15 protein-coding genes and 1 riboswitch are annotated in these 22,597 nt (G+C 72.1%); of the genes, 12 read left to right on the top strand and 3 right to left on the bottom strand.

The features are described from left to right. Nucleotides 1-319: 319 nt before the first annotated feature. Both G5B46_RS15975 and G5B46_RS15970 read left to right on the top strand, forming a co-directional pair. Nucleotides 320-2,164 carry an ATP-binding protein gene (locus tag G5B46_RS15975; protein ID WP_165260236.1) on the top strand — a complete coding sequence of 615 codons (1,845 nt, stop codon included), beginning with the start codon at nucleotides 320-322 and terminating at the stop codon, nucleotides 2,162-2,164. Further along, complete coding sequence (locus G5B46_RS15970) at nucleotides 2,161-3,513, top strand: sigma-54 dependent transcriptional regulator (RefSeq protein WP_165260234.1); 1,353 nt, start codon at nucleotides 2,161-2,163, stop codon at nucleotides 3,511-3,513. The genes G5B46_RS15975 and G5B46_RS15970 overlap by 4 nt, the downstream gene beginning before the upstream one ends. 86 nt (nucleotides 3,514-3,599) lie before the next feature. Here the strand turns inward: G5B46_RS15970 and G5B46_RS15965 are convergent, their stop codons facing one another. Both G5B46_RS15965 and G5B46_RS15960 read right to left on the bottom strand, forming a co-directional pair. Beyond that, on the bottom strand, nucleotides 3,600-4,364 hold the full coding sequence (locus G5B46_RS15965; protein ID WP_165260232.1) for an alpha/beta fold hydrolase: 765 nt from the start codon (nucleotides 4,362-4,364) through the stop codon (nucleotides 3,600-3,602). Nucleotides 4,365-4,466: 102 nt separating this feature from the next. Further along, entirely contained in the window at nucleotides 4,467-13,478 is a 9,012-nt protein-coding gene (locus G5B46_RS15960; protein ID WP_165260230.1) for an autotransporter-associated beta strand repeat-containing protein, read from the bottom strand. Between the two features lie 152 nt (nucleotides 13,479-13,630). Then, nucleotides 13,631-13,710, bottom strand: a riboswitch (cyclic di-GMP riboswitch). Between the two features lie 251 nt (nucleotides 13,711-13,961). On the opposite strand from G5B46_RS15960, the gene G5B46_RS15955 reads away from it, so the two are divergent. Further along, nucleotides 13,962-14,804, top strand: a complete 843-nt coding sequence (locus G5B46_RS15955; RefSeq protein WP_165260228.1) for a helix-turn-helix domain-containing protein — start codon at nucleotides 13,962-13,964, stop codon at nucleotides 14,802-14,804. Between the two features lie 41 nt (nucleotides 14,805-14,845). Here G5B46_RS15955 and G5B46_RS15950 read toward each other — a convergent pair whose 3' ends face one another. Continuing rightward, nucleotides 14,846-15,316, bottom strand: coding sequence for a MarR family transcriptional regulator (locus G5B46_RS15950; RefSeq protein ID WP_165260226.1), 471 nt, complete (start codon nucleotides 15,314-15,316; stop codon nucleotides 14,846-14,848). Between the two features lie 154 nt (nucleotides 15,317-15,470). Between G5B46_RS15950 and G5B46_RS15945 the strand changes: the two genes are divergently transcribed. From G5B46_RS15945 to G5B46_RS15905, 9 genes are all read left to right on the top strand, one after another. Further along, nucleotides 15,471-15,902, top strand: coding sequence for an organic hydroperoxide resistance protein (locus G5B46_RS15945; RefSeq protein ID WP_165260224.1), 432 nt, complete (start codon nucleotides 15,471-15,473; stop codon nucleotides 15,900-15,902). A gap of 99 nt (nucleotides 15,903-16,001) precedes the next feature. Further along, nucleotides 16,002-16,526: a DUF1097 domain-containing protein gene (locus tag G5B46_RS15940; protein WP_165260222.1), complete on the top strand. Its 525-nt coding sequence runs from the start codon at nucleotides 16,002-16,004 to the stop codon at nucleotides 16,524-16,526. Then, on the top strand, nucleotides 16,519-16,983 hold the full coding sequence (locus G5B46_RS15935) for a DUF6130 family protein (RefSeq protein ID WP_165260220.1): 465 nt from the start codon (nucleotides 16,519-16,521) through the stop codon (nucleotides 16,981-16,983). Before G5B46_RS15940 ends, G5B46_RS15935 begins: the two co-directional genes overlap by 8 nt. A 9-nt stretch (nucleotides 16,984-16,992) precedes the next feature. Next, complete coding sequence (locus G5B46_RS15930; RefSeq protein ID WP_165260218.1) at nucleotides 16,993-18,003, top strand: alpha/beta hydrolase; 1,011 nt, start codon at nucleotides 16,993-16,995, stop codon at nucleotides 18,001-18,003. Between the two features lie 26 nt (nucleotides 18,004-18,029). Next, nucleotides 18,030-19,121, top strand: a complete 1,092-nt coding sequence (locus G5B46_RS15925) for a redoxin domain-containing protein (RefSeq protein ID WP_165260216.1) — start codon at nucleotides 18,030-18,032, stop codon at nucleotides 19,119-19,121. A 78-nt stretch (nucleotides 19,122-19,199) separates the two neighbouring features. Beyond that, complete coding sequence (locus G5B46_RS15920; protein ID WP_165260214.1) at nucleotides 19,200-19,985, top strand: alpha/beta hydrolase; 786 nt, start codon at nucleotides 19,200-19,202, stop codon at nucleotides 19,983-19,985. Between the two features lie 23 nt (nucleotides 19,986-20,008). After that, nucleotides 20,009-20,842, top strand: coding sequence for an oxidoreductase (locus tag G5B46_RS15915; protein ID WP_165260212.1), 834 nt, complete (start codon nucleotides 20,009-20,011; stop codon nucleotides 20,840-20,842). Nucleotides 20,843-20,994: 152 nt separating this feature from the next. Beyond that, nucleotides 20,995-22,338 (top strand): LLM class flavin-dependent oxidoreductase, encoded by a 1,344-nt coding sequence (locus tag G5B46_RS15910; RefSeq protein ID WP_165260210.1) that lies wholly within the window; start codon nucleotides 20,995-20,997, stop codon nucleotides 22,336-22,338. A gap of 2 nt (nucleotides 22,339-22,340) precedes the next feature. Continuing rightward, nucleotides 22,341-22,490 (top strand): hypothetical protein, encoded by a 150-nt coding sequence (locus tag G5B46_RS15905; protein WP_165260208.1) that lies wholly within the window; start codon nucleotides 22,341-22,343, stop codon nucleotides 22,488-22,490. Nucleotides 22,491-22,597: the final 107 nt, after the last annotated feature.

Raw genomic sequence — 22,597 nt, 5'->3', positions numbered from 1 at the left:
ACCGATCAGCGCCCCCGCCACGATGGCGACCAGCACCTGCACGTAGAGGTGCGTGTACCACGGCCCCTGGCGGGGCGGCGCGCCTGCGGCGGCGTTCGTCTGCGGGATCATCGGACGGCTCCTGGCTCTCGTTTCCTCGCGCGTCCTTTGAAGGTCGGGCGCTTGGTCAAAGAGTGAGGGATTTCACCGCCGTCGGGACTCGATTTCGATATCCGATACCAACCCCATGAATGTTCTAGAGAAATTCCAATTTACACCTCGCCACGGCAGAACCTTCCGTGCCATATTCCACCCATACAGAACCGCACTTGTGTGGAATATGGCACAAATCGTTTCACCCGCAACCGACGCCCGTCCCGCACCGACCCGCTCGATCTCGAGCCGTGGGCTGGCCCTGTTCGCGATCATCGCCACGCTGATCGGCGCGGCCCTGGTGATGGCGGTGGGCGCCCTGGCGCACGACCGCGCCATGACCGGCCTGCGCGGGCGGGCCGGCGCCTCGGCCGCCCTCCACGCGGCCGTGCTGCGCAGCGAACTCGACAAGCAGCGCGCCCTGCCCCTGGTGCTGGCCGACGACGCCGACCTTGAGACCGCCCTGGCCACCCGCGATCCGCGCCGGCTGGAAGCCCTGTCGCGCAAGCTGGAGGTGCTGGGCGCCCAGACGCGCGCGGCGGTGATCTACGTGGTCGCCGCCGACGGCTTCACCGCCGCGGCCAGCAACTGGCGCCAGCCAACCAGCTTCCTCGGCTCGAACTACGGCTTTCGCCCCTACTTCGCGCAGGCTCTGCGCAGCGGCTATGCCGAGCAGTTCGCCCTGGGCACGGTCAGCCACAAGCCCGGCCTCTATCTGGCCCGCCGCGTCGACGGCCCCCAGGGCGTGCTGGGCGTCGTCGTGGTCAAGCTGGAATTCGACGCCGTCGAGGCCGCCTGGCGGGCGATCGGCGAGCCGGCCTTCGTCGTCGATCGCCAGGGACTGGTGCTGATCACCAGCGAGCCGCAATGGCGCTTCCTGGCGCGCACGCCCCTGTCGCCCGCCGCTCGCGAGGCCTTGCGCGCCCAGGGCCAGTACGGCGCGGCCACCTTCGCGCCGATGCCGCTGAGGACGCGGCGCGGCGACGGCGTGGCCCGCACCGACCACGCCCAGCCCGATCGTCTGATCGAGACCCGCCTGGCCGATGTTGCGCCGGGCTGGACCCTGCACCTGCTGAGCCCCGCCGCCCCCGCCGACCAGACCGCCGACGCCGCGCGCTGGATCACCGCTCTGGTCTGGATGCTGCTCAGCGCCGCCCTGCTGTGGCTGTGGGTCCGGAGGCGGCGTATCCAGATCGCCGCCCAGCGCGACCGCGAGGCCAGGGCCGAGCTGGAACGCCGCGTCGAGGTCCGCACCGAGGAACTGACGGTGGCCAACCGCGCCCTCTCGCACGAGGTCGACGAGCGCCAGCGCACCGAAACCCGCCTGCGCTCGCTGCAGGCCGATCTGGTGCAGGCCAACAAGCTGGCCTCGCTGGGCCAGATCGCCGCCGGCGTGGCCCACGAGATCAACCAGCCGGTCGCCGCCATCCGCGCCAACGCCGACAACGGCCTTCTGCTGATCGCGCGCGGCCGCCCCGAGGCGGCGGGCGAGAACCTGACCGCCATCGCCGCCATGACCGAGCGCATCGGCCGCATCACCGACGAGCTTCGCGCCTTCTCGCGCAAGGCCGACGGCCGGGTCGAACCGACCCTGGTCAGCGAGGTGATCGACGGCTCGGTGCTGCTGACCGCCAGCCGCTCGCGCCGGCAGCAAGCCCGGCTGGTGCGCAAGGGCGAGACCCCCGGCCTGGCCGTGCTGGGCGAGCGGGTGCGGCTCGAGCAGGTGCTGGTCAACCTGCTGCAGAACGCCTTCGAGGCGGTAGAGGAGCGTGCCGACGGCGCCGTCACCCTGACCGTCAGCGAGACCGGCGACGCCGTGCGGATCGCCGTCGCCGACAACGGTCCTGGCCTCGCGCCCGAGGTCGAGCGCGCCCTCTTCACGCCGTTCCTGACCACCAAGCCGCGCGGCCTGGGCCTTGGCCTGGTGATCGCCCACGACATCGCCGCCGGCTTCGGCGGCGAGCTGTCAGCCGCCTCGACGCCGGGCGCCGGCGCGACCTTCACCCTGACCCTGCGCAAGGCCGTCCCATGAGCGCCCCTGTCGGCAAGATTCTCCTCGTCGACGACGACGACGCCCTGCGCGGCGCGGTGACCCAGGGCCTGGAGCTGCGCGGCTTCGAGGTCGCCGCCTTCGACAACGCCCCTTCGGCGCTGAAGGCGCTGTCGCGAGAGTTCGACGGCGCCGTCGTCAGCGACGTGCGCATGCCGGGCATGGACGGCCTGGCGCTGTTCGAGCGCGTGCGGGCGATCGATCCGGACATCCCGGTGCTGCTGATCACCGGCCACGGCGACGTGGCCATGGCGGTGGCGGCGCTGCAGGACGGCGCCTACGACTTCGTCTCCAAGCCCTTCCCGATGGAGCGCCTGACCGCCGCCCTGGCGCGGGCGCTGGAGAAGCGCGGCCTGGTGCTGGACAACCGCCGGCTGGAAGCCGCCGCCCAGGCCAGCGGCGGCTCGCCGCTGCTGGGCGACACGCCGGTGATGCAGCGGCTGCGGGCCACCATCGCCCAGCTGGCCGAGGCCGAGGTCGACGTGCTGATCCAGGGCGAGACCGGCGCCGGCAAGGGCCTGGTGGCCCACGCCCTGCATCGCGGCGGGGCCCGCCGCGGCCGACCGATGGTCACGGTCAACTGCGCGGCCCTGCCCGAGGCGGTGTTCGAGACCGAACTGTTCGGCTCCGCCGCCGGCTCGGCTGGCGGCGCGGCTCGCCCCAGCACCGGCCGCATCGAGCGGGCCGACCGCGGCGTGCTGTTCCTCGACGAGATCGAGGGCCTGTCGCCGACCTTGCAGGCCAAGCTTCTGCGGGTGGTCGAGGAGCGCGAGATCTGGCCTGTCGGCGCGGCCGAGCCCCGCCACCTGGACCTGCGGATCATCGCCGCCAGCAAGGTCGACCTGGCCGAGGCCGTGCGCGAAGGCGCCTTCCGGGCCGACCTCTACTACCGCCTGAACGTGGTCACCCTGGTGGTGCCGCCCCTGCGCGAGCGGCGCGAGGACGTGCCGACGCTGTTCGGCCATTTCCTGGCAGAGGCCGCCGCGCGGCTGCGCCGACCGCCGCCGCGCCTGACGGCGACGATCCGCGACCGCTTGCTGGGCCACGACTGGCCGGGCAACGTGCGGGAGCTGGCGCACTACGCCGAGCGCGTGGCGCTGGGACTGCCCTCGGCGCTGGTCGCCGAGGACGGCGCGACGCCGGCCGCGACGGAAAGCCTGGCCGATCGCACCGGCCGCTACGAGGCGATGCTCATTCGCGAGACTCTGGCGGCCTGCGGCGGCGACGCCCGCACGGCTATGACCCTGCTGCAGACCCCGCGCAAGACCTTCTACGACAAGCTGCGCCGCCACGGCATCGAGATCGACCGCTATCGGCCGGGCAAGGTCTAGGGCGGATCGAGACTAAGGAGCCCGGCCATCCCCGCCTTCGCGGGGAAGAACGGACTCTTTCAGGGGGCCTATCGGGCCGATCCGACCTAGGCCGCCAGGAACGCCACGATCGCCTCTGCGAAGGCCGGCGCGGCCACGGCCGAGCGATGGTCGCCGCTCACCAACTGCGAGCGCGCGCCAGGAATGGCGGCGGCCAGACGATCGGGATGCACCGCCAGCGGATCATCGTCGCCGGCGATCACCAGGGTCGGGGCGGTGATGCGGTCGAGCGCTATGGGCTGGGCGTGGACGACGCTGGCCTGGGCGGCCAGGGCCTTGCGATCGGCGCCGATGGCGTCGGCGAACAGCCGGAACGGCGCGGCGGCGGGGTGCTCGATCGCCGAGACGTCCTCGACCAGCAGCGCCTGGACGATCGCGTCGCCGGGCACGTGGCGGGTGTCGACCCCGCCGGTGGCGACGACGCCCTCGCCCACCCCGCCGACGACCAGGCGGCGCACGCGCGGCTCGCGGCTGGCGCAGATCAGGCTGACGATCGCGCCCATGGAATAGCCGACGAGATCAATGGCCGGGGCGCCGAGATGGTCGATCAGCTCGGCGACGTCGCGCGCCATTCGCGCCTCGCCGTAGAAGGCCGGATCGTGCGGCTTGTCCGACGCGCCGTGGCCCCGGGCGTCTATCGCGATCACCCGCCGCCCCGCGGCCGTCAGGACATCGACGATCCCGGGCGCCTTCCAGTTGATCGGACCGCTGGCCGAGAAGCCGTGGTGCAGCACGACCGGCGGCGAGGCGTCATCCCCTCCCCACTCATGGCAGGCGATCGAAAGGCCGTCGGAGGTCGTGAAGCGGAACATGGCGGCCCATCTATTCAAACGAACGTTTCAATCGATATCAAAGGCCGCCGAAGCCTGCAACGGCGACGGGAGCCGGGACCGCCAGCCCCGGCTCCGCCGACATCAGAACGCCAGGCGCAGACCCATGTTGGCCCGCACGCTGTAGGCGTCGCCCAGACTGTTCAGCCCGCTGGCGGCCGAGGCCTCGCCGAACACGCTGAGACCCTGGCGCCAGCGATAGCTGCCGCCGAAGGCCAGCTCGCCCCACAGCCGGTCGTCGCGACGCGCCAGTTGTGCGCCCGACACCATGACGCTGGGGCCGCCCGTCCACTCGTAGGCCAGGCCCATCTGGCCGTAGAAACGGCCAGCGCCGGCCTCGCCCTCGATCTCGCGCGCCAGGGCCGCGGCGATGCGCGAGCGCAGGCTCTCGCCGCGATCGCCCCAGACCTGGGCGCCCGCCTCGTCCTCGAAGGAGTCGAAGCGGACCTTCGAGTAGACGGTCTGGAACTGCGGCGTCAGCTGCAGCCCGCCGCCCAGCGCCGTGGTCCTGCCGACCTCGACGCCGACCGACTCGCCCGAACCGTCCAGGCCCCGGGCCAGGTCGCCGAGCAGGTTCGAGCGCAGGTCGCTGTCGTACCAGCTGGCCTGGGCCTGCAGGTCGACATAGGCGCCGCCCTGCCCGTACCAGGTGGCCGTCGCGCCGAAGCCGTAGCCGTTGGTCTCGATCGCCCCGTCGCCATGGACCGAGCGGACCTTGGTGTCGGCCTCGCCGTAGCGCCAGCTGGCGCCCAGCACGAGGGTCCCGCCCCAGGTCTGATCGGGCAGCGCGCGGTCATAGCCCATCTGCACCGCCCAGCGGTCGGTCTTCAGGTCGGCGCCGGTGCTGGAACGCGGCGCGTTCTCGGAGCGGCTCTGCTCGCCCTCGATCCGCCCCCAGGCGCCGCCGAGCGCGGTCGCGCCCTGGCCCCAGACGCGATCGCCGGTCCGCTGGCGCAGCGCGCTCACGCCGTTCTGGCTCAGCAGGCTGGCGCCGTAGGCCTCGTAGACCGGCGCGCCGGGCTGGTAGAGCGGTCCTTCCGGCGTCTCAGGCTGGGTCGGGGTCTCGGGCTCGCCCGGATCGACCAGCGACGAGCGCAGGTACCAGTCGCCGTCGGCCGGAGCGGCCACGCCGTTCTTGTACAGGCGATAGGCGTAGGCGCCGGCGATGATCGCCTGGTCGCCCTGGAAGACGTAGTCGCCGCGCAGCGTGAACTGGGCGTTCGAGGCGCCCGCCACGTCGACGATCTTGATCCCCTCCTGCGTCTGGGCGCCCAGGCCGCCGCGATTGGCGACGCTGATCTCCGCCGCGCCCGAGGTTGCGCCGCCCACGACCAGGCGATCGGCCTGCGAGCCGTCGCCGCCAAGCACGGCGTCGATCTCGATCAGGCCGCCGTCGGCCGCGAAGTCGCCGGCCGTCGTCAGGACGCCGAAGCCCTCGCCGCCCGGCGCGATGACGCCGCCCGAGCGCAGGACGAGCCCGCCCAGCCGGCCCACGCCCTCCAGGCGACCGCCGTTCATCACGTCGGTCACCCCGCCCAGCATGCCGTCGACGCGCAGCACGCCGGCGGTGACCGAGGCGCGGCCGGCATAGGCCGAACCGTCGCCGGCCAGGACCAGGGTTCCAGCGCCGCTCTTGACCAGGCCGCCCGCGCCGAAGACCGCGCCCTTCAGGGAAAGCGTCGTGCGCTCGGCCACCTCCAGCCGGCCGACGCCGGCGAAGGTGGTCGCCCGGGCCGTCTCCATCGTCGCCGTGGTCCGCAGGGTGCCGCCGTCGAACGACAGGCCGCCGCTCGCCGCGCCGAGATTGGCGTCGGACGCCACCTGCAGCACGCCGTCGCTGATCGCCGTCCCGCCCTCGTAGGTGTTGGTTCCGGAAAGGACCAGCACGCCCAGGTCGGTCTTGGCCAGGCCCGCCGCGCCGACGATGTCGGCCGCGATGGTCGCGGTCATGCCGGCCCCGGCGGCCGTGCCGTCGCCGACGCGGACAGCCGCCTGCGAACCGGCCAGGGTCAGGTCGCCGCCTTCGAGGCGATAGCCGTCGGTCGCGAACTGCAGGCCCATGGCCGAGACCGGCCCCGCCGCATCGTCGATGCGCACGGTCCCAGCCGTCCCGGCGAAGATCGCCAGCGCGCCGTCGGCATAGGTCGCGTTGATCGCGCCGCCGGCGTCGGTCCACAGCTCCGCCCCGCCGGCCCGCCAGACGCCCGCCCCACCGGCGATGGCGCCGTCGAAGCCCACGCCCGCGCCGTCCCAGTAGTTCAGGACCAGGCCGCCGGTGTTGACCAGGTTCACCTGGCCCGCGACCGAGGTCTGGACGTAGCTCGGATCGCTGGCCGGCGTCGCGCCGATCCGCAGGCCGTTATCGGTCAGGGCGCCGTCATAGCTGACCAGGCGATAGACCCCGGCCCCGAAGGTTCCACCGGCGCTCTGCGAGACGTTCAGCACGCCGTCCAGGGTCAGGTCGCCCTTGACCACCAGCAGGTCGTTGAGCCCGCCGCCCGCGACGCCGGCCTGGCCCAGCTGGAAGTCCAGGATCGAACCGTTCGACAGCGTCAGGCCGCCGTTGATCGTCAGGGTCCCGGCCGCGCCGGCCGAGCCGCCGGGCGCCAGGATCGCGCCGTCGGCTACGCTGACCGAACCGCCGATCACGCCGGAGCCGCCCAGCAGACCGGCGTTGACGCGCGTTGCGCCGCTCGCCGCGGTCTGATCGCCGTTGATGTAGAGGCCGCCGGCGTTGAGCGTGGTTCCGCCCGCATAGGTGTTGGCCCCGGTCAGGACCAGGGTTCCCAGGTCGGTCTTGACCAGCTCGCCCGCCCCGCCGATCGCCGAGGCGATGGCGGCGGTCATGCCCGCGCCCGCCGCCGTGCCGTCGCCGACGCGAATGCTCGCCTGGGCCCCGGTCAGGGTCAGGGCGTCGCCCTCGATGCGATAGCCGTCGGTCATGAACTGCAGGCCCGAGGCGGTCACCGCCCCCTGCCCGCCATCGATGGTCACGACGCCCGCTGCGCCGGCGAACACCGCGAAGGCGCCGTTCGCATAGCCGGCGTTGATCGCGCCCGCGTCCCCGGTCCAGCTCAGGCCGCCGGCCGCCCGCCAGGTTCCGTCGCCGCCGTCGACCAGGCCGTCGAAGCCCGGACCGGCCGCGCCGTCCCAGTAGTTCAGGGTCAGGCCGGCGGTGTTCACGAGGTTCACCTGGCCCGCGAAGCCGGTGTGCACATAGGCGTTCGCGCCGCTCGGCAGGACGCCCAGGTCCAGGCCGTTGTCGGTCAGGGCGCCGCTATAGCTGATCAGGCGATAGACGCCCGCGTCGAACGCCCCGCCGGTCGGTACCGAGACGTTCAGCGTCCCGTCCAGAGCGAGATCGCCGCCGACCACGATCAGGTCGTTCAGCGGACCGCCCGCGACGCCAGCCGCGCCGAGTTCGAAGTTCAGGGCCGAGCCTTGCGCCAGGGCCAGATCGCCGTTGATGGTCAGCGTGCCAGGGCTGTTGCCCGGGCCGATCGCGCCGCCCGCGGCCACCGCCACGTCGCCGCCGATCACGCCCGAACCGCCCAGGGCCGCGCCGTTCGCCACCGAGGTCAGGCCGGTGGCGGCCGACTGGTCGCCGTTGACGACCAGCAGGCCCGCGTTCACCCAGGTCTCGCCCAGATAGCTGTTGGCCGCAGTCAGGACCGTGACGCCCGAACCGTTCTGCGCGAAGCCGCCCGCGCCCGAGATCAGGCCGGCCAGGCTCAGTCGGTCCGACCGATCGATCGCCAGCACGCCGTCGTTGGCGATCGCGCCGGCCACCGAGCCGGAGGCCCCGCCGTTCCCCAGTTGCAGCGTGCCCGAACGGATCACCGTGCCGCCGCCATGGGTGTTGGCCGCCGTCAGGATCGTCGTTCCCGAGCCGATGATCTCGACCGCACCCGAACCCGAGATCGGGCCCGCGAAGGTCGAGGCGTCGGATCGGTCGAAGGTCAGCAGGCCGTTGTTGACCACCGCGCCGAGGATCGCGCCCGTCGTCCCGCCGTCGCCGATCTGTAGGGCGCCGCCGGAGATGGTCGTGCCGCCGGCATAGGTTCCCTCGCCGGCGATGATCAGCCGGCCCGCGCCGTCCTTGATCAGCGCGCCGACGCCGTCGACGCCGCCGTTGAGCGTCAGGGTCGCGCCCGAGACCGTCTCGATACGCCCGTCGGCGTCCAGCGTGACGGTGCGTTCGCTGGCGAAGCTGGCGGTCGTGCGCAGCGCCCCGCCGTCAAGCCACAGGCCGCCGTTCGCTGCGCCGAGGTTGGCGTCGGCGCTGACCTGCAGCACGCCGCCGGCGATCGTCGTGCCGCCGGCATAGCTGTTGGCGCCGTCGAGGATCAGCGCGCCCAGATCGGCCTTCACCAACCGGCCAGAACCGGTCAGGGCCGAGGCGATGGTCGCGGTCATGCCCGCGCTGGCCGCCGTGCCGTCGCCGACGCGGATCTCGGTGGTCGAACCGGTCAGGCCCAGGGCGTCGCCCTCAAGGCGATAGCCGCTGGCCAGGAACTGCAGGCCCGCGGCCGTGATCGCGCCCTGGGCGTCGTCGATGCTGACCACGCCCGACGTTCCGCCGAACACCGCATAGGCGGCCTGGTCGTAGAAGGCGTTGAGGTCGCCCGACGCCTCGGTCCAGCTGTTGGCGCCGGCGTTGAAGCGCCACACCCCGTCGCCGCCGCTGATGGCGCCGTCGAAGGCCGTACCCGTATCGCCGTCCCAGAAGTTCAGGATCAGGCCGCCGGTGTTGATCAGGTTCACCTGGCCGGCGAAGCCTGTCTGGACGTAGGCCTTCGAACCGGCGGGCGTCGCGCCCACCGTCAGGCCGTCGTCGGTCAGGGTTCCGCCATAGGTGAACAGGCGATAGACGCCCGTGCCGAAGCTGCCGCCGCCGGCCGTCGAGACGTTCAGCACGCCGTCCAGCTTCAGGTCGCCGCCCACGGCCACCAGGTCGTTCAGCGCGCCGCCGGCGACGCCGGCCTGGCCCAGCTGGAAGTCGAGGATCGAGCCGCCGGCCAGCGAAAGCCCGCCGTTGATCGTCAGCGTCCCGGCCGCGCCAGACGCACCGCCCGCCGCCAAGGTCGCGCCATCGGCCAGGCTGACCAAGCCGCCGATCACGCCCGCGCCGCCCAGGGTCGCGCCGCTCGCCACCGAGGTCGCTCCGGTCGCGCCGCCGTGGTCGCCGTTGACCAGCAGGGTCCCGGCCATCACGTCGGTGGCGCCGACATAGGTGTTGGTTCCGGTCAGCACGGTGACGCCCTGCCCCGCCTGGACGAAGCCGCCCGAGCCGGAGATCGCGCCCGCCAGGGTCAGTTGGCCCGAGCGGTCGGCGACCAGTTGGCCGTCGTTGACGATGTCGCCCGAAAGGCCGCCCGTCGCGCCGCCGGCGCCGATCCGCAGGCTACCGGCCAGGATCCGCGTTCCGCCCGTGTGAGCGGCGTCGCCGGCCAGCACCAGGGTTCCCGCGCCATCCTTGACCAGCGCGCCCGCCCCGCCGATCGCGCCGTCCAGCGTCGCGTTCACGCCCGAGCCGGTGGAGATCTGGCCGTCCTTCAGCAGCGAGAGGTCATGGCCTAGCGACAGGTCGGCGGTCGCCGTCAGACGGCCGCCGTCGAAGACCAGCACGCCCGAGGTCGCGCCCAGCGCCGCGCTCGAACCGATCCGCACCTCGCCGCCGCGCAGCGTCGTGCCGCCCGTGTAGCTATTGGGCCCCGACAGGACGAGCACGCCCAGGTCGCTCTTGACCAGCCGCGCCGAGCCGGCAAGCCCGGCCTCGATCGTCGCGGTCAGCCCCGCCCCGGCCGCCGTGCCGTCGCCGACCCGGATGAAGGCCTCGGGGCCGGTCAGGGTCAGCGCGTCGCCGCCGATGACGTAGCCGTCGCTGACGAACTGCATCCCGGCGGTCTCGACTGCGCCCAGGCTGGCGTCCACGGTCACGCGGCCCGCGGTCGCGCCGAATACCGCGAAGGCGCCGTCCTCATAGGTCCCGTTGGGCACGTTGCCCTCGTCGACCCAGTTGTCGTTGCCGCTCGAGCGCTGCCAGAGGCCCACGCCCCCGTCGACCCAGCCGTTGTTGCGCACGCCGCTCGCGCCGTCCCAGAAGCGGAAGGACAGGCCGGCGCTGTTGACCAGGTTCACCTGCCCGGCCAGCGAGGCCTGGACGAAGAACTCGGGCGTCGGGATGGTCCCGATGTCGAGGCCGTTGTTGGTCAGGGCTCCGGTGTAGCTGATGATCCGGTAGAGGCCCGGATCAAAGCCGCCGCCCGGCGCGACGGCGACGTTCAGCGTGCCGTCGAGCGTGAGATTGCCGTTGACCACCACGAGGTCGTTGAAGGCTCCGCCCGGCAGGTTGGCCTGGCCCAGCTCGTAGCTCAGGAACGAGCCGTTCTGCAGCAGCAGGCCGGCATTGATGGTCAGCGTGCCCGCGCCGTCGCCCGGCGCCAGCGTGCCGCCGGCCTGCACGATCACCTGGCCGCCGACCACGCCGTTGCCGGCCAGGGTCGCGCCCGAGCGCACGGCGGTCAGGGCCGCGCCCAGACCGGTGCGCCCGGCGTTCACGACCAGCGTGCCGGCCTCGACGAAGGTGGAGCCGCGATAGCTGTTGGTCCCGGTCAGCACCGTGCGGCCCGAGCCGTACTTGTAGAACGCGCCCATGCCCGAGATGTCGCCCGACAGCACCTGCACCCCGTCATGCGACGACCACAGGGCCCCGCTGTTGACGATGTCGCCGGCGAAATCGCTGACCAGCGCGCCGGCGCCCAGTTGCAGGACGCCCGCGCTGATCGTCGTCAGGCCGGAATAGCCAAGGTCGCCGGTCAGGATGGTGCGGCCCGCGCCCTGCTTGACGAACGCGCCCGTCCCCGAGATGTCGCCGGCCAGGGTCAGGTCGCCGGTGTGGTTGGTCGCCAGCACGCCGTCGTTGACGATGTCGCCCGAAAGGCCGCCCGCCGCGCCGCCGGCGCCCAGCTGCAGCGTGCCCGCGTCGACCCGGATCGCGCCCGAGAAGGTGTTGACGCCCGTCAGGATCGTCCGGCCCGAACCCAGCTTCTGGAAGCCGCCGGCGCCCGAGATGACCCCGGCCAGGGTCAGGTCGCCGGTGTGGTTGGTGGCCAGCACGCCGTTGTTGGCCACGTCGCCCATCAGGCCCACGGCCGCGCCGCCGTCGCCCAGTTGCAGGGTCCCCGCATCGATCGTCGTGCCGCCGGCATAGGTCAGCGCGCCCGCCAGGATCGTGCGGCCCGCGCCGAACTTGCCGAAAGCGCCAACGCCCGAGATGTCGCCGCTCAGCAGCAGGTCGCCGGTGTGGTCGGTGGCCAGGGTCGCGTTGTTGACGATGTCGCCGGAGAAACCGCCCGCCGCGCCGCCGGCGCCGATCTGCAGAACGCCGTCGCTGACCGTGGTCAGGCCGGCATGGGTGCTGGTCCCGGTCAGGATCGTCCGCCCCGAGCCGTCCTTCACCAGGTCGCCGGTCCCGGAGATGTCGCCCGACAGGGTGATGTCGCCGGCGTTCGAGATCCGCAGCAGGTCGTCGTTGACGATGTCGGCGCCCAGGTCGCCCGCCGTCGCGCCGCCGATCCGCAGTACGCCCGTCTGGTTGGTGATGACGCCGGTGAAGGCGCCGTTGTCGCCGGTCAGGACCAGCGTGCCCAGGCCCTCCTTGGTCAGGCTTCCGGTCCCGGTGATGTCGCCGTCCAGGGTGATGGTGTCGGTGGCCGTAGCGATGATCAGCCGGCCCGTGCTGGCGGCGACGATGTCGCGGGCGATGGCGAAGGAGCCGGTGGTGTCGAGCCCGCCGCCCGCGAAGGTCAAGGCGCCGGCCGCGTCGCCCAGGGCCGCGTCGGCAGTAATGCGCAGCAGGCCCTCGCGTAGGGTCCAGGGCGTGACCCCGGTATTGGTCCCGGTCAGCGTCCAGGTCGCGGCGCCGGCCTTCTCGAAGCCGCCGAAGCCGCGGTACTTGGCCGCCGCGCCGATCTGCGTGACGTCGAACGAGGCGTCCGTCGCCCCGCCCAGGATCAGGCGGTCGGCGGCGCTGTAGGCCTGGACGTTGCCGGTGATCACCGAGCTCGACCAGATCTCCAGAGAGTTCACGCCGCCGGTGAAGGTGACCGCGTTGGCGCGGAAGCCGCCCGTCCGCGTGCCGCCGACCAGCGCGCCCGCATTGACCAGCGTGATGTTCGCGCCCTCGACCGCCGAACCGGGCGCGCCGAGGAAGGTCGGCCAACCCGTTCCGGCATTGCCGCCGGTCAGCGTGCCGCCAGCCAGGTTGGTGACCGCGCCGCCGTTCAGCACCAGCACCCCGGCGCCGCCTTCGCCGCTGAAGTTGCTCGGGGTTCCCACACCGCCGCGACCGCCGGTCACGACGCCGCCGTTGACCACCGCGCCAGGCGCGGTCAGCACGATAGCCGCCGCGCCGCCGCCGCCGCCACCGGCGTTGCTGGCGCCGCCGATGCCGCCGATGACCGAGCCGCCGGACAGGATGGTCACGTCGCTGTTGGTGAACAGGCCCACCCCACCGCCGCCGCCGCCGCGACCGGTGACCAGCCCCAGCGAAGCGCCGCCGCCGGTCCCGCCCTGGATCAGGCCTCCGGCCCCGACGATCACGTCGGCCGTCGCGCTGACGCCTACGCCGCCGCCGCCATGCCCGGAGGCCGAGACGTGGTCGGCCTGGCCCGATGTGCCGACCGGGTCGGCGCCCAGCCCTCCGGTTCCGCCGGTGATGGTGGTCGTGATCGTCTGGGCCGTGTCGATCGCCGCGCCCATGGCCCCGGTCGCGCCATAGGCCGTGCCCATGGTCCCGTTCACCGAAGCGCCCTCCGAACCGCCGTGGGCGCCGAAACCGGTCTGCAGGTTCACGCCCCCGCCGCCGCCGCCCGAGCCCGCGCCGGTGGTTCCGGCCGAACCGTCCTTGCCGGTCGCGCTGGCGGCATCGCCGTCGACGCCGCCGGCCCCGCCAGGTCCAGCGCCCGCCACGACCCGGTTGGAGCTGCCGCCGTCGGCCAGGGCCACGCCCGGGACCATCGCCCCGGCCATCGACAGCGCGGTCAGCAGCGCGACGCTCGAGGCGGCGGCGCCCAACCGTCGGCGGCGCGACATAACGCCGCGCTCAGTGCTGAAACCACCTTGAAAAACGACCGGCTCGACAGCCTTGCGCATGACGCTCACTCACCCCTTTTCGGTCCTTTCCGGGACCTGATTGCGAACAAGGGGGATGACGCGACGGCGCGCGCGGCGACGGCGTCTTCCCCTTCGGCGGCCCCGCTACCTCGAAGGATCGAGGCCGGAGGCTTTGCGTCCCGCCGTCGCCGGCGGTTTGCCTTTTCGGACTGGAAGTCCGTCGCGCGCGGCCCGTGGTCCGGGCTTCAGCGCTGAGGGTTCATTTGCACATTCTGCAAAGGCTTGCTGTGCGAGGCGTCTCACAGGGCGATGCAATACGTCTCAACTGACACGCGAATCTCGATTAGCTATTAGGACTTGTTTCAGACCAGACAGGTAATCGCGCCTGGTCACCGAGAGCTTTCGTTAATGCGCCAAGGCCTGCTTCTGTCGACAGAGCTGAAAGAACCATGTTCTCGGAGCATGTTTTGGCAAGAGCTCTATGAAGAGCCGCGCATTCCCACCAACATCGATGTTAAAAACTCTGCGAAAGAGCCCCGGCGCGATGATCACGAGCGCCAGAGGATCCGCGCCGGCGGCCTCGACCAGTACTGCGTGATGCTGCTGACCTCGGGCGATCTGCGCGGCGACTGCGACGGAACGGCGATCACCGCCACCAGCGGCGACATCTGCGTCTTCGACCTGACCCTACCCTACGTGTCCTATGCCTCCAGCGGCGGGCGACTGACGGTGATCGCGCCGCGCCAGCCGGTCGACCGGGTCGCCGTCGGCCACAGCCTGCACGGCCAGGTGCTGCGCGCCGACGATCCGCTGGCCCGCCTGCTGCGCAACTTCATCGTCGACGTCCACGCGGTCGCCGGCGACCTGCAGGCCGACGACGCCGACGCCGCCGAGGCCGCCCTGATCGAGGTGCTGACCATGGCCCTGGCCCGTCGGCGGCCGGACACGGCCAAGGCCGGCGCCTCGCGCCTGGGCCGGCGCTTTCGCGAACGGATGCTGGCCTTCATCGACAGCCGCCTCGCCGACCCGGCTCTCAACGCCGAGACCCTGATGCTGCGCTTCGGCGTCTCGCGGGCCAATCTCTATCGCCTGTTCGCCGAGGACGGCGGCGTGGCCAGCGCCATTCGCGACCGGCGGCTCGACGCGGCCCGGCGGCGGCTGGCCGGCGCCGAGGCCGCCAGCGTCACCGAGATCGCCCTGGACTTCGGCTTCTCCAGCAGCGGCCAGTTCTCGCGCGCCTTCCGCGGCCGCTTCGGCGTCTCGCCGACCGAGGCCCGGGCCGCGCGCCAGCCCGACAACATCTAGACGCGAACCACCAAACCCTCCCCCTTCTGGGAGAGCATCAATCAAGCGTCGTTGGCGACGTGGGCGATCAGGTTGTCGCGCACGCGGGTGATGGTCTTCTGCACTTGGCGGAACTCGTCGGGCTCCAGGCCCGTGGCCTTGACCAGGGTGCGCTGGCCGCCCTTCTCGCGCAGGTCGCGACCGGCCTGGGTCAGGCTGATGATCACCTGGCGCTCGTCGGACGGATCGCGGCGGCGCTGCAAGAAGCCCAGGCTCTCCAGCTTCTTGAGGATCGGGGTCAGGGTGTTGCTCTCCAGGAAGAGCTTGTCGCCCAGGCTCTTCACGCTCTGGCCGTCCTCCTCCCACAGCGCCACGATGATGATCCACTGGGTGTAGGTCACGCCCAGCTCGTCGAGGATCGGCTTGTAGGCGCGGCCGTAGGCCAGGTTGGCCGAATAGACGGCGAAGCACAGGAAGTCGGCGAGCCTGGGGGCTTTACCCAGAGGGGCGACAGGCGGGGCGGAGGTCGTCATCGGGGCCTTGCGTCCTAGAGGGCCGCGGTCGGTTCGCGGCGGTTTGGACAAATATAAATCGGATCCGATCAAATCGGAAGGTTGACGATGTGCGAAACTTCGATCTATGAAGTCGGTACCGATTACATCGGATCCGATTGAAAAGGAGATCGACATGACCACCACCCCGCAAGCCGCCATCGACACCGTCCTCTACACCGGCCGCACCCATGTCACCGGCGGCCGCGACGGCGCGGCCCGCAGCGACGACGGCAAGCTGGACGTCCGCCTGTCGCCGCCGGGAAGCGCCGCTCCCGGGACCAATCCCGAGCAGCTGTTCGCCGCTGGATGGTCGGCCTGCTTCATCGGCGCCATGGGCCTGGCGGCCCGCGCCCAAGGCGTGACCCTGCCCGCCGACGTCGCCGTCGACGCCGAGGTCGACCTGGGCAAGTCGGGCGAAGGCTACCAGCTGCAGGCCCGCCTGAACGTCAGCCTGCCGGGCCTGCCCGCCGATGTGGCCCGCGCCCTGGTCGAGGCCGCCCACCAGACCTGCCCCTACTCCAAGGCCACGCGCGGCAACATCGGCGTGACCCTGAACCTGATCTGACCCCGCCCGACCTGAGCTGGAAGACCCGAGGCGCCGCCGTCCCCCCCTCCGAGCGGCGGCGCCTCCATCCGCCCTCACCAAGCCCAAGGAAACGCCCCCATGTCCGCCTTGCCCGCCCTCTCCGCCTTCGCCACGCCCAAGTCCGCACAGTTCCACGCCGTCTCGCTCAGCGTCGCCGCCGTCGCCGGGCTCGCCACCCTGGGCGTGACCTCGGTCATGCTGCCGCCGCCGGCCATGTTCCTGGGCTGGGCCGCCTTCAACCTGGCGGGCGACGACCTGCGCGCGGGCCTGGCCAACACCGTCTCGCACCTGCTGGGCCTGGCCCTGGGCGCCGGCACGACCCTGCTGATCGGGGCCATGACCCCCGGCCTTGGCCTGCTGGCCACGCCGGTCGCGGTGATCTGCGTCGTCATCGTCGTGCTGTCGCTGCGCGAGGTCGCGCCGATCAACAATCCACTGGCCTATTTCCTGGGCCTGACCAGCTTCTTCTATTCGGGCCTGGCCCCCACGGCCTCGACCCTGGCGATGCTGGGAACCTCGGCGGTCATCGGCGGCGCGGCCTGCGCGGTCGCCGCCCTCGCCCAGGACGCCGTGACCCGGGCCGGCGAGGTTGGCCATGCGTAAGTCCCTCCCCCTCGGCCTGGCCGCCGCCCTGCTGGCTGTTCCCGCCTTCGCCCAGAACCTGCCCAACCTGTCGGCCGCGGACGTCCTGGGTCCGGCCGGCGTCGTGCCGCTGACCACGCCCCAGCCGCCCGCGCGCCTGGTGGTCGACCCGCCCCTGCCCGGCCCGCTGGCCCAGGACCGGGTGTTCATCCAGTACCGGGCCGAGAACCTGCGCATCCAGCCGGTGTTCGGCCCGGCCGCCCTGGCCGTCACGCCCCGCATCGGCCACGTGCACGTCACCGTCGACGACGCCCCCTGGCACTGGGCCGACGCCAGCGGCGAGCCGATCATCCTGGTCGGCCTGACGCCCGGGTCGCACAGCGTTCAAATCACGCTCGCCGACGCCAATCATCGCCCGCTCGACAGCGCCACGATCCGCTTCGTCGTTCCGGCCGCCCCCGCCGGCCACCAGCACTAGGCAAGCCCCATGTCCCCGAAGTTCGACCTTCCCCGCCGCCGCCTGCTGCAGGCCGCTGTCATCGCCGGCGCGGCCGGCGCCCTGGCCACGCGCGCTTCGGCCGCCTCGGCCGCCGCCCCCGCCTGGACCCTGCGCCAGGTTGCGACGCCCGACCTCGTCATCGGCTACGCCGAGACGGGTCCCGCCGACGGACCGCCGGTGATCCTGCTGCACGGCTGGCCCTACGACATCCACGCCTTCGCCGAGGTCGCCCCGATCCTGGCTGCGGCGGGCAAGCGGGTGATCGTCCCGCACCTGCGCGGCTACGGAACCACGCGCTTCACCTCCGACACCGCCCCGCGCAACGGCCAGCAGGCCGCCCTCGCCGTCGACGTCATCGCCCTGATGGACGCGCTGCGCATCGACAAGGCCGTCATCGGCGGCTTCGACTGGGGCGCGCGCACGGCCTGCATCGTCGCGGCGCTGTGGCCCGACCGCTGTTCGGCCCTGGTCAGCGTCAGCGGCTACCTGATCGGCAGCCAGGCGGCCAACGCCGCGCCGCTGCCGCCGGAGGCCGAACTGTCCTGGTGGTACCAGTTCTATTTCGCCACCGAGCGCGGCGCGAAGGGCTACGCCCAGAACCGCGACGCCTTCGCCCGGCTGATCTGGAAGACGGCCTCGCCCAAGTGGGCCTTCGACGACGCGACCTTCGCCCGCTCGGCCGCCTCGCTGGCCAATCCCGACCACGTGGCCATCACCATCCACAACTACCGCTGGCGACTGGGCCTGGCCCAGAGCGAGACCCGCTTCGACGCGCTGGAGGCCAAGCTGGCCCAGGCCCCCGTCATCACCGTGCCGACCATCACCATGGAGGGCGACGGCAACGCCGCCCCACACCCGCCGCCGGCCGCCTATGCCGGCAAGTTCAAGGGCCGCTACGAGCACCGCGATGTCGGCGGCGGCGTCGGCCACAACCTGCCCCAGGAAGCGCCGCGCGACTTCACCCGCGCCATCCTCGACGTCGCCCGCTGGGCGGCCTGAAGCCTCGATCCCAAGGAGCGGTCATCGTGACCCGATCCGAACATCTCTCCCGCCGCGACTGGCTTAAGGGCGCGGCCGTCGGCCTCGTTCCGCTGTCGGTGGCCGCCGCCATCGGCCTGCCGCCGGCCCGCAACGCCCTGGCCTGGGCCGGCGGCTCGTCGGCGGCGCTGGACGCCCTTTCCCTGTCGACGCAGTGGCTGAACGGCCCGGCGCCGACGCCCAAGGCCCTGGCCGGCAAGGTCGTGCTGGTTGCCTTCTGGACCTATTCCTGCATCAACAGCCTGCGGGTGCTGCCCTATCTGCGCGCCTGGCACGCCCGCTATGGCGACCGGGGCCTGGTGGTGATCGGCGTCCACACGCCCGAGTTCGCCTTCGAGAAGGATGTCGCCAACGTGCGTCAGGCCCTCGCCGACCTGGACGTGCCGTTTCCCGTCGTGCTCGACAGCGACTGGCGGATCTGGCGGGCCTACGGCAACAACGCCTGGCCGGCCTTCTACTTCGTCGACGCCGACGGCAAGGTGCGCGGCCACGCGGCGGGCGAAGGCGACTACGACCGCCACGAGCGGCGCATCCAGGCCCTGCTGGCCCTGGTTCCCGGTCCCGCGATCGCCGAGAGCCTGTCGCCGATCAAGGCCGTCGGCCCGCAGGCCGCGCCCGACTTCGCCGAGCTGGGCTCGCCCGAAAGCTATATCGGCTGGGGAAAGGCCGACGCCTTCGCCTCGCCCGGCGGCCTGCGCCAGGACGCCGCCAAGGCCTACCGCCTGCCCGCCGCCCTCGACCTTAACCGCTGGGGCCTCTCCGGCGAGTGGCGGGCCGGCGAGGAGTTCACCACCAGCCTGGCGCCCGGCGCCGTGATCGCCAACCGCTTCCACGCCCGCGACCTGCACATGGTGCTCGCGCCCGACCAGCCCGGCCGGCCTGTGCGCTACCGCGTGCGCCTCGACGGCCAGGCTCCGGGCCCCGACCACGGCTGGGACGTGGCCGCCGACGGAACCGGCGTGATCGACCGGCCCCGCATGTATCAGCTCGTCCGCCAGTCGCGCCCCGTCGCCGATCGCGGCTTTGCGATCGAGCTCCTCGATCCCGGCGTCCGCGCCTACGCCTTCACCTTCGGCTAGCCCGAGCCTCTCCCCTCAGACGCCAACCCGAACGGTCCTCGCGGCCGAACCCTTCCGCACGCCCAAAGGAAACCTCCCATGTCCAGGAACGCCCTCCTCTTCTCCGTCGCGCTCAGCCTGACCGGTTTCGCCGCCGCCCAGGCCGCCACGCCGTCCGCCGCCAAGCCGACGGTGGTTCTGGTGCACGGCGCCTTCGCCGACTCCAGCAGTTGGGACGGCGTGGTCGCCGACCTGCGCCGCGACGGCTATCCCGTGGTCTCGGCGGCCAACCCGCTGCGTGGCGCGGCCAGCGACGCGGCCGCCGTCCGCACTGTCATCAATTCCATCCCCGGCCCGGTCGTGCTGGTCGGCCACTCCTACGGCGGCACGGTGATCTCGGCCGCTGCCGACGGCGCGGCCAACGTCAAGGCGCTGGTCTATGTCGCCGCCTTCGCCCCCGAGGTCGGCGAAAGCACCTTCGAGCTGGCCGGCAAGTTCCCCGGCTCGACCCTGCCCGCCGCCCTCGACAAGCCGGTCGACCTGCCCGGCGGCGTCCACGACCTCTATATCCAGCAGGACAAGTTCCCCGCCCAGTTCGCCGCCGACGTGCCCCTGGCCAAGGCGCAATTGATGGCGATCGCCCAACGTCCGCTGACCGACGCCGCCGGCGGCGAAAAGGCCGTCTCGGCCGCCTGGAAGACCATCCCGTCCTGGTGGGTTTGGGGCAGCGGCGACCGCAACATCCCGCCGGCCGCCATGGCCTGGATGGCCGACCGCGCGCATGCCAAGCAGGTGGTGACCGTGCCCGGCGCCTCGCACGTGGTGATGATCTCGCATCCGCACGCGGTCTCGGCCCTGATCGAAACCGCCGCCAAGGCCCAGTGAACGAACCGAAGAAGGAAAACCCCATGACCAGGACATGGCTGATCACCGGGGCCTCGCGCGGCCTCGGACGGGCCCTCGCCGAAGCCGTGCTGGCCGCCGGCGACCATCTGGTGGCCACCGCCCGCGATCCTCGCGCCCTCGAAGACCTCGCCCAGCGCCATGGCGACGCCGTGCGGCTGGCCGCCCTCGACGTTTCCGATCCGGTCGCGGCCGAGCGCGCCGTGGCCCTGGCGGTCACGGCCTTCGGCCGGCTCGACGTGGTGGTTAACAACGCCGGCTACGGCGATGTCGGCCCGGTGGAGGACACCTCGCTCGAAGACTTCCGACGCCAGATCGAGACCAACCTGTTCGGCACGATCATCGTCACCAAGGCGGCGATCCCGCTGATGCGCGAGCAGCGCTCGGGCCACGTGATCCAGCTGTCGTCCGTCGGCGGACGGATCGGCGCGCCGGGCCGCGCGCCCTACTCGGCCGCCAAGTGGGGCGTCGAAGGCTTCTCCGAGAGTCTGGCGCTGGAGATGGCCCTCGTGGGCGTCAAGGTGACCATCGTCGAGCCGGGCGGCTTCCGCACCGACTTCGCCGGCGCCTCGACGAACCTCAGCGCCGGCCGGGCCGAGTACGACGCCGTGGTCGGGGCCACCGCCCGGCGCCAGGCGGCCTATGACGGAACCCAGCCGGGCGACCCGGCCCGCGCCGCCCAGGTGATCCTCGCGGTCGCGGCCATGGACGAGCCGCCGCTGCGCATCGCTCTGGGCAGCGACGCCGTCGCCATCATCCGCGACACCGACACCCGGCGGCTGGCCGAGCTGGAGCGCTGGCGGGACTTGAGCGTCTCGACCGACTTCCCGGCCCAGTAATTCTGATCGGCCTTGCAGCCGAGCAGGCGGCGGCGTTCGAAAACCCCAGCGAAAGCAGGGTGTTGAACGCCGCCAATAGGCCTCTTGAGAACACCTGATTTGTCGCCCGCTACGCCTGGCCGCAAGCCTGCGGCCAAGACACGGAGGCGAACATGACCACGGCCGCGAAACGCCAACTGAAACTTGGCGCAATCCTCGAAGGCGTCGGCGCCGATCACACCAGCTGGCGCGATCCCGACCTGGCCGGCGACGCCAGCATCGACATCGGCTGGTACATCGACAACGCCCGCCTGGCCGAGGCGGCCAAGTTCGACCTCGTCTTCATCGTCGACAGCCCGTTCATCACCCCCGACACCGCCCCGCACTTCCTCAACCGGCTGGAGCCGCTGACCCTGCTCTCGGCCCTGGCGGTCTCGACCTCGAAGATCGGCCTCGTCGGCACCCTGACCACCTCGTATTGGGAGCCCTACAACGTGGCCCGCCAGTTCGGCTCGCTGGACCACATCAGCAAGGGCCGCGCGGGCTGGAACGTGGTGACCACGGGCCTTGAGGGCGCGTCCCGCAACTACGGCCGCGACGCCCACTTCGATCACGCCGTGCGCTACGAGCGGGCCGGCGAGTTCGTCGACGTCGTCCAGGGCCTGTGGGACAGCTACGAGGACGACGCCTTCCCGCGCGACAAGGCCGCCGGCGTCTTCCTCGACAAGGACAAGCAGCACGCCCTGAACCACAAGGGCCCGCACTTCCAGGTGGCGGGGCCGCTGGCGCTGAGCCGCTCCAGCCAGGGCCAGCCGGTGATCTTCCAGGCCGGGGTCAGCGGCGCGGGCCGCGATCTGGGCGCCCGTATCGCCGAGGGCGTGTTCGCCGGCGTCGACGGCTTCGAGGACGCCCAGGAATACTACGCCGACCTCAAGGCCCGCGCGGTCGCGCAGGGCCGCGATCCCGACCACATCAGCGTGTTGCCGGGCCTGTCGCCCGTCATCGCCGACACCGACGAGGAGGCCCGCGCCCTGGCCGAGGCCCAGCGCGGATCGGTCAGCATCGACAAGCTGCTGACCCAGCTGGGCCGCGCCTTCGGCTATCACGACTTCAAGCAGTACCCGCTGGACGGGCCGTTCCCCGACGTCTCGGGCCTCAGCCTCAACGCCTACAAGGGCCATGCCGAGCGCATCGTGCGGATCTCGCGCGAGCAGAACCTGACGCTTCGCCAGGCGGCCGAGCGGTTCGGAACCTGGCGCAGCGACTTCGTCGGCTCGCCCCAGACCATCGCCGACGAAATCCAGCGCTGGTTCGAGGGCCGCGCCGCCGACGGCTTCATCCTGCGGGTCACGCGCCCCCGCGACTTCGCCCTGTTCCGCGAGCAGGTGGTGCCCATCCTGCAGGCCCGCGGCCTGTTCCGCACCGAATACGAGCACGACACCCTGCGCGGTCACCTGGGCCTGCCCGTCCCCGAGAACCGCTGGACCCGCGCGCCTGGCCAGATCGCGGCGGAATAGCGATGAGCGAACGCCTGGAAGCCGTGATCGAGGCGGCCCCGCCGCCTCGCGCTCCGGTCATCGACCTGGCCCTGGCGGCGCTCGACTGGCCCGCGCCCGGGCTGGCGGACCGGATCGACGTGCTGGAACGGGCGGCGCTGGACGCGGCTTAGTTTTCCGCCTCGCAAAACTCCGCCCAATCCCCGCGAAGGCGGGGACCCAAGCTGAACTCACGGCGCGCTACTCGACTTGGCCCTGGAGCGCCGCAAGGCCGCTTGGA

This window comes from Caulobacter sp. 602-2 (assembly GCF_011043625.1).
Classification (GTDB): Bacteria; Pseudomonadota; Alphaproteobacteria; order Caulobacterales; family Caulobacteraceae; genus Caulobacter.
The sequence above is the reverse complement of the archived record's forward strand: the minus strand, read 5'-3'. Positions and strand labels throughout refer to the sequence as shown.